This is a genomic window from Streptomyces sp. NPDC107562 (assembly GCF_055657325.1).
Genome location: NZ_JBVKBE010000011.1, coordinates 33,037 through 47,349, shown reverse-complemented (window position 1 = coordinate 47,349; position 14,313 = coordinate 33,037). Strand labels below are relative to the sequence as shown.

Here is a 14,313-nt window from a genome sequence, read left to right as displayed (position 1 = left end):
CCACGGCTCGTCGGAACTGGCGATGTGCTCCAGGTGACGCCGGCGCACCAGTCCGTCGCTGTGCCAGCAGTACAGACAGTGCAGAATCGTCTGCCGCAACCCCGTCAGCGCGTGCACCATGCTGACGGACGGCTCATCCTGATAGAGCCGACACGGAATGACGACGGCTTCATCGCCCACTCTCGCTGAGCTTCGCGGTCGTTGCCGGGGTCCGCTCCTGTGCTTGTTCAGCGAGTCGGAGGGCATCGTCGATCTCGCTGAGCTTCCCGGGGGACAGGACGGCCGCCCGCTCTATCAGGTCGTCCCGGGACACGGTGGTGAACCATGTGCACGGGGTGAAGCCCGGACGCGGGAACGCGAGCCGCAGCACGCCTTCGAACGGCAGCCCTTCACCGGCGCCGACCATCACTTCGATGCCCAGTCCGCTGATGTCGACACCGGCCGGAGCGACGACCTGCATCACCCGGAACCCGGACGCGTCATCTCCTGAGAGCAGTACGACCAACCTCCGCTCGTCGAACTGGACGTACCAGACTTCGCCACGTTGCACAAGCCCTCCGATACACAGGACGGCAGGCAGAAGCTGCGCGACCCTGACGCGGTGTGGAGACGGGTGCGGCCACTGTTGATCATCGGTGTGTGAAGGCAAACGATCATGCGGTGGCTGCAGTTCGCAGCATAGATCCTGTCCGCTGGTAGGAGGCGTTCGAGGGCCTGATGAGCCGGATGGCGGGACGGTTCACGCGGGTCGAATCGCGGCGCCAGGCCCGGAAGTCGGCAGTTTCGTTTCGCCAGGAAGGCACTCCTCGCGAAGACCCATATCTTGCTCGCTTCGGGCCCGCGCCCCTGACGGACGGCGTGAGTGTTTGCCACTCCCTCGTCGTCCTGCCCGAAAGGCGGCCCGCGCAGAGACGCTCACGGACCCAGTCGCGGTGTCTGTTCTGCTTGGCGGTTCGAACGGTAACTTGGGGGAGAAGGCCTCTGAGGGAGGGCGATTCGATGCCCTGGTTCGCATGGCTGCTCGCCGCCGCGGCGCTGGGTGTCGCGGAGTTCTTCACTTTGACACTGGTCTTGGGGCTGCTGGCCGGTGCTGCGCTGGTTGCTGCCGTGGTTGCCGGTGTGGGTGTTGGGCTTTTCGGACAGCTCCTTGCCCTGGCTGCTGCGGCGGCAGCGGGCCTTTTCATCGTCCGTCCGGTCGCGCTGCGGCATATGGCGCTGCAACCGCTGGTGCGCGAGGGCAGCGATGCGCTGATCGGCAAGCGGGCCGAGGTGATGCAGGAGGTCACCGCGACCCGCGGTCTGATCAAACTGTCCGGCGAGGAGTGGTCCGCCCGTGCCTTCGACGACAGCCTTGTGATCCCGGTGGGGGCCCTGGTGGATGTCATGGAGATCGAAGGCGCCACGGCCATTGTGTATCCCCGTGAACTCCTTCCGTGAACGGTTGAACCCCTAGCAACGGAGGCACCGTGGAGCCGGTTGTCATTCTTACCCTTGTGGCGGCCATTGTCGTCGTCTTCCTCGTGGCCTCCACTGTGCGGATCGTTCCGCAGGCGCGCCGCTACAACATCGAGCGGTTCGGTCGATATCGCCGGACGCTGCAGCCCGGCCTCAATTTTGTGGTGCCGGTCGCGGACCGCATCAACACCAAACTGGATGTGCGTGAGCAGGTCTATTCGTCCGACCCAAGGCCGGTGATCACTGAGGACAACCTCGTCGTGAACATCGACACCGTCCTCTACTACCAGATCACCGATCCGCGGGCGGCAGCCTATGAGGTCGCTGACTATCTGCAGGCGATCGATCAGCTCACCGTGACCACTCTGCGGAACGTCATCGGCAGCATGGACCTGGAGGAGACTCTCACCTCCCGTGAGGAGATCAACTCCCGGCTTCGTGCCGTCCTCGACGATGCCACCGGCAAGTGGGGCATCCGGGTCAACCGTGTCGAGATCAAGGCCATCGATCCACCGCACACCATCAAGGAAGCGATGGAGAAGCAGATGCGGGCTGAACGTGACAAGCGTGCGGCCATCCTGCACGCCGAAGGGGAGCGCCAGGCCAAGATCCTCACGGCGGAGGGGACGAAGCAGAAGGACATCCTGGAGGCGCAGGGCACGCAGCAGGCCATGATCCTGCGAGCGGACGGTGAGGCAAAGGCGGTGGAGCTCGTCTTCCAGGCCGTTCATCGCAACAATGCCGACCCGAAGGTTCTGGCCTACAAGTACCTAGAGACGCTGCCGCATCTGGCGGGCAGCGACAACAACACTTTCTGGGTGATCCCGGGGGAGCTGACAGAGGCTGTCCGGACCGTCACCCGTGCGTTCGGTGATCAGTCGCCGGCGAGCCCTCCCGGCACGGCGCAACCGGCGGAGGCAGCCACCGCAGGCGCGCATGACACGTCGAGCGACGGACGGCCGCCCGAGCTCACCGCAGGCCGGCCGGCTTCCCTGGATGCTGCCGCGGCAGCGGACGAGGCCGAAAGGCAGGCCGCCGCCGCAGTCAGCGACGCTAAGGCCGAGGCCGAGGCCGCGAAATCGCCCCAGACGCCTCGCCGGACGCAGACGTCCACCGACTGAGCCCGTCGGTAACCGGCTCGGACGCTGTCGGGGAGCTTCAGAAGTCCTCGGCGGGCCAGTCCAGCAACCGTGCGCCGATCACCCTGGTCTGCAGCATGTAGCGGTGGGCCGGATCGGCCGGATGGGCACCGGTGAGTTCTAGATGCGTTCCAGCCGGTAGGTCTCAAGGCCCTGCACGCTGAGGGTGAGGCGGCGAGTCGCCTCGGCGGCCACACAGCCCGGATCGAAATAGGTGGTGAGGGTGCCCAGGAGGGGCCGGGCGCCGCCGCGGGCCGTGGCGAGAGCGTCGAGGGGCGGCGCGGACGAATTCACCCATGGCCTGCCGGTCGCGGGTGCGGACGGGATACACGAGCAGGTCGGCGGCGCGCATGACGGGATCCTCTAGTTCCGTGCAAAAGAGCCCCCGCACCAGTCCGTGAACCAAGAAGCCACCGGCAGCCCGGCCTGATCAACGCGAGATCGCACCGTCCTCGGACGGTCGGCAGATGTACATCGCTGCGAGAGCCAAGGCTCGTGGAAGGGACCATGTCGCGACGGGGCCGGCGACCGCTGCCCCCAGGACGAGTCCGGTGACTTTCAAGCTGGCGCCGACCCACCAAGGGAGGCGAGGGGGCGGAGAACCCTGCGGGTGCTCCGCCCCCTCGCACCGAGCTTCCGTGTCAGCAGGTAGAAGCCGAATGGATCATGATTCCCGTGACCGTGGCGTTGCCGCCCGCCGGGTTCACGTACAACCGGGCCCCCGGTGTCAGGCAGGTCGTGAACTGATTGCCGAAGGCCACGTACCGGACCCACGCAATGTCGTCGTTACGGGTGTTGACGACGGTGATCGGCTGCCTCCGGGACGGCGGTACCTGGTAGTAGTTCGTCACCACCTGGTAGGAGGCGTAGTAATTCCCTGTGTAGGTAGTCGAGTTGTACAGACATACCTTCGGATAAGGGCAGGTGCCGATCTGGTCGGCGGCGGCTGGCTGTGCGCCGCCGAACACAAGTGCGGCCGCCGCCATCACGCCGGCAGCGGCCGCACTGGTCAGTCTCCTGCGGAGGTTCATCAACAAGTTTCCCCCTCGGTGCCGGAGGGCCTCGGCGGCCACTCCCTGGGCGAGTTCATGCCCAAGCGCGAGGCTCACCATGCGGCACGAACATGTGGGGCGGTATGCAGGACTTGAGTGCGGAGGCGTCCGTCGCTACCACCCCCCCGGCGCGCCGTTCGGGACGCGAGGGCTACGTCACCTTGATGGCCCGCGCCGGGTGGCTCGGGCCGCCGGTACTGACCTGGGTGGTCTCACGGTCGGCGTGGTATCCGACATGGATCCGATATCGGCCGCGAGATTTCAACACGCGATTTGAGAACCCGCATGTCCGGGCTATGGCTGGCCATGTCAACGAAGCGGGAGTAGTGGTCCTGGAAGGCGACAGTGACGGTCGCGTTGGGGCCGTGGCGATGCTTGGCGATGATGAATAGGCCTCGCCGGCACTGGGCGTGTCCTTCTCGTAGGCGTCCTCTCGGTGCAGGAGGATCACGACGCCGGCGTTGTCCTCAAGGCGCCAGCGGTCCCGAAGGTCGTTGATCATCGGCTCCTTGTCGGTGCGCTGCTCAGGGCTGCGGTTGAGGGTGGAGATCGAGACGATTGGTACACGGAGCTCCTTGACCAGGAGTTTCAGGCAACGGGCGATCTCGGAGATCTCTTCGTAGCGCGAGGCGAGCGGCCTGGTTCCTTAGGTGAGGAGGTGAACGGCGTCGACGACGATGAGCTGGGCATCTGCCTTGGCCCGCAGGTTGCGGCAGTGAACGCGAGGTCGTGGACATGGGAAGAGGCGCCGTCCTGGATGTAGATGGGGGCGGCGCTGACGGCGGGCATCCGCCGGGCGAGGCGGGTCCAGTCCTCACCGGCCATGATGCCGGAGCGCATGTGGTGTCGTGCGACGCGGGCTTCGGCGGCGAGCAGGCGCATGCCGATCTCGTTGCGGTCGGCTTCCAGAGAGTACACGCCGCCGGAGAGGGCGTGCTTCATGCTGGCGCAGCGGACGAAGTCATGGGCAAGGGTGGACTTGCCCATGGGGGGGGCGAGCAGCGATGACGATGAGCTGGCCAGGGTGAGTCCGCCGGTGAGGGAGTCCAGGTCGTAGCACGGTGGCTACGCCGGGCAGAGTTGCGTTGCGGCCGCTGGTCGCCTCGATCCAGTCCAGGGTTTCTTCCATGACGTCGTCGAGCGGACTGGCCGGCGGGAAAGGGGGGCGTCGGGTGGTGGCGGCGAAGATCTCTGCCTGTGCCTGGTCAGCAATGCGCTCGACAGTGTCCGAATCGGCGAAATTGCGGCCCGTTTCTATAGTTTCCGCAGGTCAGGAGGGGAACGATCGCGACGACTGTAACTCGGTTACGCGTGGGAGAATCTGCTGCAGAAATTCAGCTGGGAAGGCCTAGGTGGTCCAATGTCGCGCCGCCCGCCCAGCGCTGTAGCTGGCGACCGTCGAGGAGCTTGACCCCGCCTTGGCGGGAGGCCCAGAGCACGTCCGCGTCGCTGAAGGTGCCGAGGTGGACGACGACCCGGATCAGGCGGTCGACGCCGGGTCGCCCTGCCTCCCGTAAGGGAGCCGGGCCGCTCGCCACCTCGTCCTCGTCCGCTGTTGTGACCAGGCGGAAGGCGACGTCGAGTTCGCGGCCCCCGTGGTCCCGGGCATACAGGCGCGGCCGCCCCTCCCGCGCGCTCAGATCGACTACGTGCCAGCCGTCGCGCCGCAACATCCGCTCGATCGCGACCGCGAGGCCGGGGGTATCGAGCCGGGCCAGCTCCGCTGCGGTGTAGTGGCCGCCGCGTCGGCGGGCGATCGGTTCACGTAGACGGAAGCCCACAGTTGCAGCGGCCGCCAGGAGAACGGCGCCGAGCACCAAGCCGCTGACGCCGAGCGCGCGGTAGAGCCAGGCAAGCAGCAGGGTGGGGACGAGCACGGCCAGAACCAGGCCGAGGAAGCCGGGCAGGACGTCGCGCAGTTCGGGACCGTAGCGGCCTTGTGCCCGAAGTTCGGAGACAGCCTGCTGTCGCTGCGAGTGCCGAGACCCGGGTACGTGAGGACGTCTCCGCCACAGTTGCACCAGGGTCAACTCCCCGAAGCCATCCCGTCCCGTTGTGTGTAGTAGAGATACCCCCTCCATCCAGGCTTTCGTCAGGTGCGGCGCGTCTCAGCCATAAACTGACTGAAGGGTTGCGGTACATGACCGCGGCGCCGCGATGAGAAGGAGTGATCGTCGGCCGTCAGGCCCTGCTCGTCCTCGCCCACCTGCGGTGCGGGGACACCTACGCGCGGCTCGCCGCCGGGTTCGGCATCGGCGTCGCGACCGTGTACCGGTACATACGTGAGGTGATCGACGTCCTGGCCGCCGCCGCGCCGACCTTGACCGAGGCGATGAAGACCGTACGGGCGAACCTTCGTGATCCTGGACGGCACCCTGCTGCCGATCGACCGGATCGCCGCTGACACCCCGTACTACTCCGGAAAACACAAGGCCACGGCATGAACGTCCAGGTTCTCACCGACCCGTTCGGCCGACTGCTGTGGGCCTCACCGGCATTGCCCGGATCGACCCATGACCTGACCGCCTCCCGGCGCCACGGCATCATCGACGCACTCACCGAGGCGACGTGAAGTGCTGGGCGGACAAGGCTTACCAGGGCGCCGGGCCCCCGTCCGGGTGCCGTTCAGGGGCCGTCGGCTCAAACAACAGCACCCACGCCAAGATCCGCTGTCTCGGCGAACAGGCCATGGCCACCCTGAAGGGCCGGCGCCTTCTGCGAAAGCTCCGCTGCAGCACCAACCGGATCACCGCCCTCGTGAAGGCCGTCGTGGTCCTTCACCACGCCTCAACCTGAGGTGAGAAAGGGCTCCATGAGTTTTGACATCTTCGTGTGCCGGTTCGAGAACGGTGAGCCGGCGCCGCTGGACATGAGGGCCGCACACGAGGTCCTCGGCCCCTATGCGGTGGTGCGGGACCCCGGGACGGACTTCCTGCTGATGAGTACGGCGGAGGGGGAGGAGGCGGGTGTGTACTTCAACAACCCGACCGGCATCACCTTCAACCGTTTCGGAGGGGACGGGATCATGGATCTCCTGGCCGTTCTGCTGCAACGGCTGGATGCCGTGCTCGTCGTCCCGGGCGGGCCGACCATGATCCAGCGGGACGAGGACCGCGAGCTTCTGCCCGCCTCCCTCAGGGAGGAGTGGCCCGTCGTCATGGCCCGTACCGGCGCGGAGATCGACCGGGCGATCCGGGCTTCCTGAACAAACTGGCGAGGGGCCCGTCCCCGGTGCGTGTCACCGGAAACGGCCCGTCGTCTCCGCGCGGGCGCGGCCGCCGACCAGTACGCCTCCGCCACAGCAGCCACGCCAAGATCCGATGCATCGGCGAACAGGCCATGGCCACCTTCAGAAGCTGGCGCCTCCTGCGAAAGCTCCGCTGCAGCACCAACCGGATCACCGCCCTCGTGAAGACCGTTCTCGTCCTTCACCACGCCTCAACCTGAGGTTGGAAAAGGCTCAGCGTCTTGTTTCCACTCTCATCCCAGCGCTGGACCCCATACCTCTTGTTAGGGCCATTAGCGATGACGGTGGTGCGAGTGATTCGACCGTCACTGTCCCGGATGGTGACGTTGCTGCCATCGTTGCCTCCCGCTGCCGGTGCCGAGGCGGTTGCCTGCGCCTGTCGGCCTGGCTGCGACTGCTGCAACTGACCACTACCACCGACCGCGAACTGGGCCCCGCCAGCACGCCGGGCCCATGTCGCGGTCTGTAAGAGAACCGGCCAACACGCTGGCACCACCCGGACCGTGCAACGACCATCCCGTGCCGATGTGAGCCGATCGGCAGCCCCTGGTCGACGCCGGGGCGTCGGAGGGGCTTTGCTTCACTGCGTCAGATCGGACTGCTTCCTTCTGCGTCGCTCGTTGAACGCGACGAGTGTGAAGAGGGCGGCGAAGGCCGAGAAGATGAGCGTGATGTCGCTGGTTTCCAGGGACAGGGTGACCCAGAAAACGAGCCCCCAGAACGCACCGACGACCTGTCTTGCTGAGACTGGGTGTCGGGCGCACTGCCGGCGCTGCTCCGCGACCCACTGCCCAAGCGGGTACCCGCCCGACCGGTGTCCGTAGGGAACCCGTGTGTGCCCCTCCCGCTCGGCGTACGTCTTGAGCTTCGCCAGCTGCGTGCCCAGTCTTGCTTCTCGGTGTCGATCACGTTGAACGACACCCACTCCGCGACGGCGCAGTCCGCCTGGTCTATCGAACGGGCCCGCGTTCATCGACGATCATGGTTGGCTCCGACAGGAAGACATTTCGGTCGACGGGGCCGTAAGCGATGTTGAACGTGTCGAGCCAGTACGACCACCCCCGGATTCCCAGGGCGCTGGTGAACCGGTAGTTCAACTGCCAGCGGACCCACTGTCCGGGAAGCAGTCGAACTGACGGCGGCCTGCGCGGCCGAGGTGGCAACCCGAAGAGCGGCTCCACACGAGCGAGCACTCGGAGCCGATCACCCTCGTTCCGCAGGCTGACACCGACCTCGCGAAGGTCTTTCTGGCTCGAACGCGGCTCGAAACCATCACGCTCAGCTATCTGGACGAAGTGGGCAAACCCAGAGGGCACCTGAGGCAACGAGAACCCGACCGACGCCGCGTTCCTGCGGGCAGCGGCCTCCCCGCCCCGGGACTGCTTCGTCCACGACGTCTTGACCCACTGCACCGTGATGTCCACCGCACCTGCCCTTCGCCGAAAGCCTACGGTCAACATTTGCTCGACGTCACCAATGTTCCGACACGACTGCCTGCTGCCAGTTCTCAGCAACATTCCCAGACGGCTCACGAGCTCGTGCATGGTGAGACGTCGAGGACTTCCGACGAGCGGGGCCGCGCTGCCACAGCGTTGCTATCCCTGCCGGGGAGCGGTGATGAGCCCCGCCGGCAGTGAGGGCGATGCTGAGGATGATGACCTCCACCAAGGTGCTCGCATTGACAGCAGTGGCGAGTACGTCAGATGGTGCTGGCTCTGACGGCTTGGGGTGGGAACGGAACGTGGAACGGCAGCAGTATGTGGAGCGGTGCTCAGAGCTCTTCGCGGTGGGCGGCTATGCAGCCGTGAGAGCAGCGGCTGAGGCGGGGCTTGGGGAGGTCGGTCCGGATCCGGTTCTCTTTCGCTGGCTGGGGCAGGCACACGCCGCGGAGGACGAGGAGGACCATGACCGTGAGGCTGAGGCCGCGTATCGCGAGGGCCTCGCACTGGCACCGGACGACCTCGGACTTTTGGTGTCGTACTTGGAGCTGTGCCTTCGCTCGGACTCGTTCGAATACCCGGGACGGGCGCGCCGCGCGGTACTTCTGCGAGAGAGAATCGAAGAGCTGGCGCCGCCCGGGTCCGCTGAGCGCGAGCGAGTCGATGATGCGACGGGCTGGGCCGGGCGGGGCTATTGGGACGACCTGAAGGTAGCCGCTGCGCGAGGGCAAGCTCAGCAGGCGGCCACAGCGGAGCAGAGCGTGCTGGTCACCGACGCGCTGCGACGAGCTGCTCGTGGCGAGTCCAGCCAGGACACAGGAGAGGATCTCCGGGCTGCTGAACTTGCTGCGGCGGTTGAACTGCTGCAGGGGGCCAGGAACGCACCGCTGCGCCTGCTTCTCGCGCACCGGGTCGAAACGTATGTGCTGACCTTCGTTGCATCGTTCGGACTGAACAAGGCGCTGGTGTGGACGGGAGTGCTGGACTTCAGTCTCTGGGGCTGGTTGCTCTGGGTCCCCATGCTCGCTGCCGAAGCCAAGCTCCGCCAGGCCAAGAGGCTGGGACAGGAGCGCGTCATCGCGCGCATACAGGCACGCCACGATGAAATGGACCCACCTTCCAGCTAGGCACTGTTTCTCGGATCTCCTTCCGTGAGGGGGGTGTTGGGGGCAGGCTGACTGCATGGGACGTGGAGATCTGACGAACGTGGAGTGGGATCGGCTGGAGTCGTTCTTACCTCGCGGTGGTGCGCGTGGGGGCCGGTGGAGTGATCACCGCCGGGTGATCAACGGGGTGCTGTACCGGGTCCGTACGGGGGTGCAATGGCGGGATCTGCCGGAACGGTTTAGGCGTAGTAGGAGGAGCGGGCGACCTTCAGCACCCGGCACAGCAGGACGATCGGGTACGTCGCCTTCTCCGCATGGATCAACCGCTCGCTCACCGGTCGTTCTCCTTCACGAAGAAGGCCGTCGCTTTTTTCAGGATCTCGATCGTCTGCTGCTGTTCGCGGACCTCCTTGCGTAGCCGCTTGAGTTCCTCGCGCTCGGCACTGGTCAGCTCACCGGACTCGCCCTCGCCCCGGTCCGCCTTCGCCCGGCGGTACCAGCCGCGCAGGGACTCCGAGCTGATCTCGAGCTCCCGGGCTACAGCGGTGACCGTCTTGCCGAACCTCCGCCACTGTGAGCCCGATGCCCCCGGGTGTCTCACCTGTTCCGCCCCCTTTTCCCAGGACTGGTGTGCCGTAGCGGCCAGGAAAGCGTGAGCGAGCATGGCCAAAGTGATGTGCCGATACCAGCCCACGTAGCGGTGGACCTCGTACTGGTCCAGGCCGCACTCGTTCTTCGCAGCCTGGAAGCACTCCTCGATCGCCAAGCGTGCCCCGGCGACCCGCACCAGCTCCTGCACGGTGACCTGAAGGGGTGCGTAGGCGAGGTAGTAGGCGATCTCGTCGGGCTTGCTGATGCTGCGCCGGGCCAGTGCCCACCGCATCCGGTGAGGGACCTCGCCCTTCTAGTCGAATTCGGCGACGGCCGGCAGCCGCACCGCTGGCCAGTGGTAGACGCGGGGTCCCTTCGCGCCGTCGCCGCAAGAGATCTTCTCCCACGCTTCGTCCGGGGCCTGCGCGAACAGGCCCTCGATCCGTGAACAGCCCACGCTACACTGGGATTTGGGGACGGCCAGTACATAACCGACACCAGACTGCTCCAGCAGCCGGTGGAACCGGTTGTCCTGACCGTAGGCGGAATCTGCGGTGACCCACGCGATGGGCAGCGGCGAGGCCAGGGCTCGCAGCACCATGTGCCGGGCCAGTTCGCCTTTGGTGGCGAACTCCCGCTCGTCGGGGACCCTTGCGGTGCGGCGTTCCCGGTCCTCGGCCCAGGACTTGGGGAGGTAGAGCTCGCGGTCGACCAGAGCCCGGCCACGGGCGGAGGGTAGGCGGCGAACACGCCGATCTGGCAGTTCTCGGTGCGGCCGACGGTTCCGGAGTACTGGCGCTGGACGCCGGCGGAGGTGGTGCCCTTCTTGATGAACCCGGTGTCGTCGATGATCAGGACGCCGTCGGCCTCGCCGAGTTTGCCGGCGACGTAATCCTGCAGGTCGTCGCGGATGCCATCGGGCTCCCACTTCGATCCGGCGAGGAGGTGCTGCAGGCCGGCGGGAGTGCGGTGGCCGACCTGTTCGGCCAGCTGTTCTTGCGGGCCACCGGGGCGAGCAGCCCGCGCACGTAGTCCCGCATGCGGCGGCGGAGCTCGACTCGGCCGAAGCGGTGCCCAATGGTCAGGAAGAGATCGTCCAGTTCGAGGTCCCACTGCGCGGCGGCAGACGCGGTGATCACCCTCGGAGGCTGCCCCGTCGCTGTCACTACCTGCGACGTTGTCGCACGATCGAGGGGCGGTCTCCATGAGACCGCCCCCGCACGATCGAAGTCCCGCTACATTCCCGCCACCCGGCGAAAAGACCAGGTCAGACAGCGAAATCCTGCTTGAGTACTAAGGGTTGAACTGCATGTAGCCTCCGATCCCTGCGTCTCCGCTTTGGCTCCGGCGGATGCACTCGAGTTGGACCACCGGTTCGGGCCCTGTGTTACCCATCCATGTCCATAGGTTGTATGAGGCGTCTACATACCTTGCGTCGAAGCGACCTCCGTTGACGATGATGCGACAGGCTTCCCCTCCGGCTGCGTGGTTGTTGACCAGAAGGTGAGCACTCGGTGAGCCTCCGGGGAGCCAAACCTTTTCGGCGGGGAAATCGCTTGCAGTCCAGCTGCAGACCGTCCATGTGTCTGCCGACCCACAGTAGAAAGTCGTTCTCAACGACTCCGGGGCACCTGTGGGCTGGATGGGAACCGGTCCTCCGGGCGCCGCCTGCACTCCAGGAGCTGTCGCGAACACTGTGGTGGCGACAGCCGCGAAGAACAGGCTGCCCAAGCACTTCCTCATTCTTTCCTCCTTCAACTTTTTGCTGGACACATCATCTCCTGGCCGCAACGAAGTTGTCCTCATAGGACGGCAACATCCGTTCCCACCCCGTGCGGCCGGTAGTGGCCACCGTCTGGACCGACACCTCGGGTGCATGTCGTCGTCCTCGTCGTGCGCGGTCTTGGGCGGAGGTTGCCTGGCAGTGGTGCGACTTCACGCTCAGGAGTGAACCCGTCTGCCACAGCCTGCTGTGGCGCATGCTGTCCCGCTTGGAAGATCACGTTTAGTTCGGACCTTCCTGGAGGGACCACCTGTGCGCATCCCTAGCACCCTCGTGGCCGCGGCGGCCGCTGTTGCCACTCTCGTCAGGCCCGTTCATGCGGCCAGCCCGCTGGGGGAACTGGGCGCGACATTGGCCATGCCAGCGGCACGATGCCGTCCAGGTGCCCCGCCATAGAGGAAAAAAGCCGTGTCCGTTCTCCGCTAGAAAAGACTTACCGAGAGGCAGCCACCACCGCCGTCGATCAGGCATGCCGCATGCTGCGACTGCCCACCATCCGGTTCCAGTTCCCCGAAGTGGCCGATAAGGCCGAACGCGAGCAGATCTCCTACCTAGGTTCCTCGCCAAGCTCTCGTTGGCCAAGTGCCACGACCGCGCCTACCGCCGCTTAAAGCGCCGCATCAAGGCCGCCGGCTTCCCCCGCGACAAGTCGCTTCGCAAGTTCGACTTCGAGGGGAACCCGAATATCGACGCGGCCATGATCTCCATCGTCGCCGAGTGTGAATAGATCAAGGGGCTGTCCCTCTGCCCGCTCGGTGACTCGGACACCTGCTACTGACCTTTTCGGGTTGCCTTCGGGTGGTGACGTTGGGTGATCCCTGCGGTGTGCCGGTGTTATGCGGTACGCGGATGGTGGGGGCCTGACTGCTGAGCGGCGGGCTGCGCGTGAGGTGATCCGGTTGGAGGCCGGGCGTAGGTTCGCTCGAGGAGACAGGAATTCGGTCATCGCCAAGGACCTGCGGGTGAGCGAGCGTTCGGTGGAGCAATGGCGCCGCAACTGGCGTGAAGGCGGCATTGAGGGTCTTAAGTCGAAGGGACCCACGAAACTGCCGAAGCTGTCGGACGAGCGGTTCGCCGTGCTGGAAATGGAGCGGGCCAAAGGTCCGGCCGCGCATGGCTGGGAAGATCAGCGGTGGACGCTGGAGCGTGTCAGAACGCTGATCGGACGCCAGTTCCAGGTCAGTTGCTCCATCGCGGGGGTCTGGCGGCTCCTGCGCAGCCACGGCTGGTCCTGGCAGAGCCCGGCCCGACGCGCGCTCGAACGCGACGAACACACCGTCGGGCTATGGAAGAAGGACGTGTGGCCGCAGGTGGGCACCGCGGCGGCGCTCGGGGCCTGGATCGTCTTCGAGGACGAGGCCGGGTTCGCGATGACGCCGCCACGCGCCCGCACCTGGGGCCCGCGCGGGCAGACTCCCGTGGTCCGGGGGCGGGGACGCTCCCGGCGCTGGATCTCGGTCGCCGCGATGTGTTGCTACCGGCCCGGCGAGAGGTCTCGGATCATCTACCGGCCCCGTTTCCACTCCTTGCTGAAGGGTGCACGCAAGAGCTTCGCCTGGTAGGACTACCGCGACCTCCTGGTTCACGCGCACCTGCAGCTCGGCGCTCCGATCATCGTCGTCTGGGACAATCTCAACACGCACCGCACCGCAGGCCTGCGTGACTACGCCGCAGGCCACGACTGGCTCACGATCGTCCAGCTCCCCTCCTAAAGCCCGGACTTGAACCCGGTGGATGGGGTCTGGTCCCTGATACGGCGAGGCCCGATGGCCAACACCGCATTCACCGACTCTGACCACCTCACCCGCACCCTCCGCCGCGGCCTCGCCCACATCCAGCGCCACCCGGAACTCATCGACGGCTGCCTCACCGAAACCGGCCTGACCCTCAACCCCGGCACCCCGAAGCTAATCCGACAAGGTCAGCAGAGGACCCGACCCCGGTGGTGATGGACACCCAGAGGGTCCACGTGGCCGCCGGGGTCCCTGCCTCCACGAGTGGCCACGATCCGGCCAAGCGGGTACCCGGCCGCCAGCGCGGCCTGGCCGTGGATGTCCTCGGCCTGGTCATCGCAGTCGTCGTCCTCGCCGCGAACACCCACGACAACGCCGCGGGCATCGTCATGCTTGACCAGGTCGCCGAGCACGCCGACGGAACCGTCCGCAAAGCACTGGTCGACCAGGGCTTCAAGAACCAGGTCGTCATGCACGGCGCCGGCCTGGGCATCGACGTCGAGATCGTCGCACGCAACCCGCAGGTCAAGGGGTTCGTGCCGCAGCCGAAACGGTGGAGGGTCGAGCAGACCTACGGGATCCTGATACTGCACCGGCGCCTGGTCCGCGACTACGAGCACCGCCCCTCCTCCTCCGCCTCCCGCGTCTACTGGGCGATGACCCCCGTCATGACCCGACGCCTCACCGGCGCGAACGCCCCCACCTGGCGCGAGACGCAGGCGGTGGCTGCGTGGGCTGTGTCGCTGACTGATGGCGTGGATGCGACTA

Annotated in this window: 12 protein-coding genes and 7 pseudogenes; 9 read left to right on the top strand and 10 right to left on the bottom strand. The window is 66.3% G+C overall.

Annotation, left to right across the window (positions count from 1 at the left end; all coding sequences use genetic code 11):
• Nucleotides 1-169 precede the first annotated feature (169 nt).
• Complete coding sequence (locus ACZ7LV_RS26985) at nucleotides 170-550, bottom strand: type II toxin-antitoxin system PemK/MazF family toxin (RefSeq protein WP_471942904.1); 381 nt, start codon at nucleotides 548-550, stop codon at nucleotides 170-172.
• 449 nt (nucleotides 551-999) lie between these two features.
• On the opposite strand from ACZ7LV_RS26985, the gene ACZ7LV_RS26980 reads away from it, so the two are divergent.
• Both ACZ7LV_RS26980 and ACZ7LV_RS26975 read left to right on the top strand, forming a co-directional pair.
• Nucleotides 1,000-1,437: an NfeD family protein gene (locus tag ACZ7LV_RS26980; protein ID WP_471943211.1), complete on the top strand. Its 438-nt coding sequence runs from the start codon at nucleotides 1,000-1,002 to the stop codon at nucleotides 1,435-1,437.
• Nucleotides 1,438-1,466: 29 nt separating this feature from the next.
• The gene (locus tag ACZ7LV_RS26975) at nucleotides 1,467-2,576 is read left to right on the top strand and encodes an SPFH domain-containing protein (RefSeq protein ID WP_471942902.1); all 1,110 of its coding nucleotides are present in this window, start codon (nucleotides 1,467-1,469) and stop codon (nucleotides 2,574-2,576) included.
• A 37-nt stretch (nucleotides 2,577-2,613) separates the two neighbouring features.
• Here ACZ7LV_RS26975 and ACZ7LV_RS26970 read toward each other — a convergent pair.
• The 5 genes and pseudogenes from ACZ7LV_RS26970 to ACZ7LV_RS26950 all read right to left on the bottom strand — a co-directional run.
• Nucleotides 2,614-2,964, bottom strand: a pseudogene (locus tag ACZ7LV_RS26970) (helix-turn-helix domain-containing protein); the annotation flags it as partial.
• Nucleotides 2,965-3,235: 271 nt separating this feature from the next.
• A complete protein-coding gene (locus ACZ7LV_RS26965; protein WP_471942900.1) occupies nucleotides 3,236-3,706 on the bottom strand; it encodes a hypothetical protein in 471 nt (156 codons plus the stop codon).
• 91 nt (nucleotides 3,707-3,797) lie between these two features.
• On the bottom strand, nucleotides 3,798-4,229 hold the full coding sequence (locus ACZ7LV_RS26960) for a DnaB-like helicase C-terminal domain-containing protein (RefSeq protein ID WP_471943210.1): 432 nt from the start codon (nucleotides 4,227-4,229) through the stop codon (nucleotides 3,798-3,800).
• 5 nt (nucleotides 4,230-4,234) lie between these two features.
• Nucleotides 4,235-4,648 (bottom strand): DnaB-like helicase C-terminal domain-containing protein, encoded by a 414-nt coding sequence (locus ACZ7LV_RS26955; protein WP_471943208.1) that lies wholly within the window; start codon nucleotides 4,646-4,648, stop codon nucleotides 4,235-4,237.
• A gap of 332 nt (nucleotides 4,649-4,980) precedes the next feature.
• Nucleotides 4,981-5,667 carry a hypothetical protein gene (locus ACZ7LV_RS26950; protein ID WP_471943206.1) on the bottom strand — a complete coding sequence of 229 codons (687 nt, stop codon included), beginning with the start codon at nucleotides 5,665-5,667 and terminating at the stop codon, nucleotides 4,981-4,983.
• Nucleotides 5,668-5,822: 155 nt separating this feature from the next.
• Between ACZ7LV_RS26950 and ACZ7LV_RS26945 the strand changes: the two are divergent.
• Together ACZ7LV_RS26945 and ACZ7LV_RS26940 are read left to right on the top strand one after the other, a co-directional pair.
• A pseudogene (locus ACZ7LV_RS26945) lies at nucleotides 5,823-6,442 on the top strand (transposase family protein); the annotation flags it as partial.
• 16 nt (nucleotides 6,443-6,458) lie between these two features.
• Nucleotides 6,459-6,851: a hypothetical protein gene (locus ACZ7LV_RS26940; RefSeq protein ID WP_471942898.1), complete on the top strand. Its 393-nt coding sequence runs from the start codon at nucleotides 6,459-6,461 to the stop codon at nucleotides 6,849-6,851.
• Nucleotides 6,852-7,473: 622 nt separating this feature from the next.
• On the opposite strand, the gene ACZ7LV_RS26935 is transcribed toward ACZ7LV_RS26940, so the two are convergent.
• Together ACZ7LV_RS26935 and ACZ7LV_RS26930 are read right to left on the bottom strand one after the other, a co-directional pair.
• Nucleotides 7,474-7,866, bottom strand: coding sequence for a helicase associated domain-containing protein (locus tag ACZ7LV_RS26935; protein WP_471942896.1), 393 nt, complete (start codon nucleotides 7,864-7,866; stop codon nucleotides 7,474-7,476).
• Nucleotides 7,844-8,317, bottom strand: a complete 474-nt coding sequence (locus tag ACZ7LV_RS26930; RefSeq protein WP_471942894.1) for a hypothetical protein — start codon at nucleotides 8,315-8,317, stop codon at nucleotides 7,844-7,846. The genes ACZ7LV_RS26935 and ACZ7LV_RS26930 overlap by 23 nt, the downstream gene beginning before the upstream one ends.
• 230 nt (nucleotides 8,318-8,547) lie before the next feature.
• On the opposite strand from ACZ7LV_RS26930, the gene ACZ7LV_RS26925 reads away from it, so the two are divergent.
• Nucleotides 8,548-9,459: a hypothetical protein gene (locus tag ACZ7LV_RS26925; RefSeq protein WP_471942892.1), complete on the top strand. Its 912-nt coding sequence runs from the start codon at nucleotides 8,548-8,550 to the stop codon at nucleotides 9,457-9,459.
• 55 nt (nucleotides 9,460-9,514) lie between these two features.
• Nucleotides 9,515-9,721: pseudogene (locus tag ACZ7LV_RS26920) on the top strand (transposase); the annotation flags it as partial.
• Between the two features lie 48 nt (nucleotides 9,722-9,769).
• On the opposite strand, the gene ACZ7LV_RS26915 reads toward ACZ7LV_RS26920, so the two are convergent.
• Together ACZ7LV_RS26915 and ACZ7LV_RS26910 are read right to left on the bottom strand one after the other, a co-directional pair.
• Nucleotides 9,770-10,039, bottom strand: a complete 270-nt coding sequence (locus tag ACZ7LV_RS26915) for a transposase (protein WP_471943204.1) — start codon at nucleotides 10,037-10,039, stop codon at nucleotides 9,770-9,772.
• A gap of 33 nt (nucleotides 10,040-10,072) precedes the next feature.
• A pseudogene (locus ACZ7LV_RS26910) lies at nucleotides 10,073-11,168 on the bottom strand (IS701 family transposase); the annotation flags it as partial.
• 1,036 nt (nucleotides 11,169-12,204) lie between these two features.
• Here ACZ7LV_RS26910 and ACZ7LV_RS26905 point away from each other — a divergent pair.
• From ACZ7LV_RS26905 to ACZ7LV_RS26895, 3 pseudogenes are all read left to right on the top strand, one after another.
• Nucleotides 12,205-12,536, top strand: a pseudogene (locus ACZ7LV_RS26905) (ATP-binding protein); the annotation flags it as partial.
• A 112-nt stretch (nucleotides 12,537-12,648) separates the two neighbouring features.
• Nucleotides 12,649-13,761: pseudogene (locus ACZ7LV_RS26900) on the top strand (IS630 family transposase).
• Nucleotides 13,731-14,276 (top strand): annotated as a pseudogene (locus ACZ7LV_RS26895) (transposase); the annotation flags it as partial. The pseudogenes ACZ7LV_RS26900 and ACZ7LV_RS26895, both read left to right, overlap by 31 nt.
• Nucleotides 14,277-14,313 lie beyond the last annotated feature (37 nt).

Coding starts and splice junctions, on each gene's coding strand:
- ACZ7LV_RS26980 (WP_471943211.1), top strand. CDS start 1,000: ATGCCCTGGTTCGCATGGCTGCTCGCCGCCGCGGCGCTGGGTGTCGCG.
- ACZ7LV_RS26965 (WP_471942900.1), bottom strand. CDS start 3,706: ATGGTGAGCCTCGCGCTTGGGCATGAACTCGCCCAGGGAGTGGCCGCC.
- ACZ7LV_RS26940 (WP_471942898.1), top strand. CDS start 6,459: ATGAGTTTTGACATCTTCGTGTGCCGGTTCGAGAACGGTGAGCCGGCG.
- ACZ7LV_RS26935 (WP_471942896.1), bottom strand. CDS start 7,866: ATGAACGCGGGCCCGTTCGATAGACCAGGCGGACTGCGCCGTCGCGGA.
- ACZ7LV_RS26925 (WP_471942892.1), top strand. CDS start 8,548: ATGACCTCCACCAAGGTGCTCGCATTGACAGCAGTGGCGAGTACGTCA.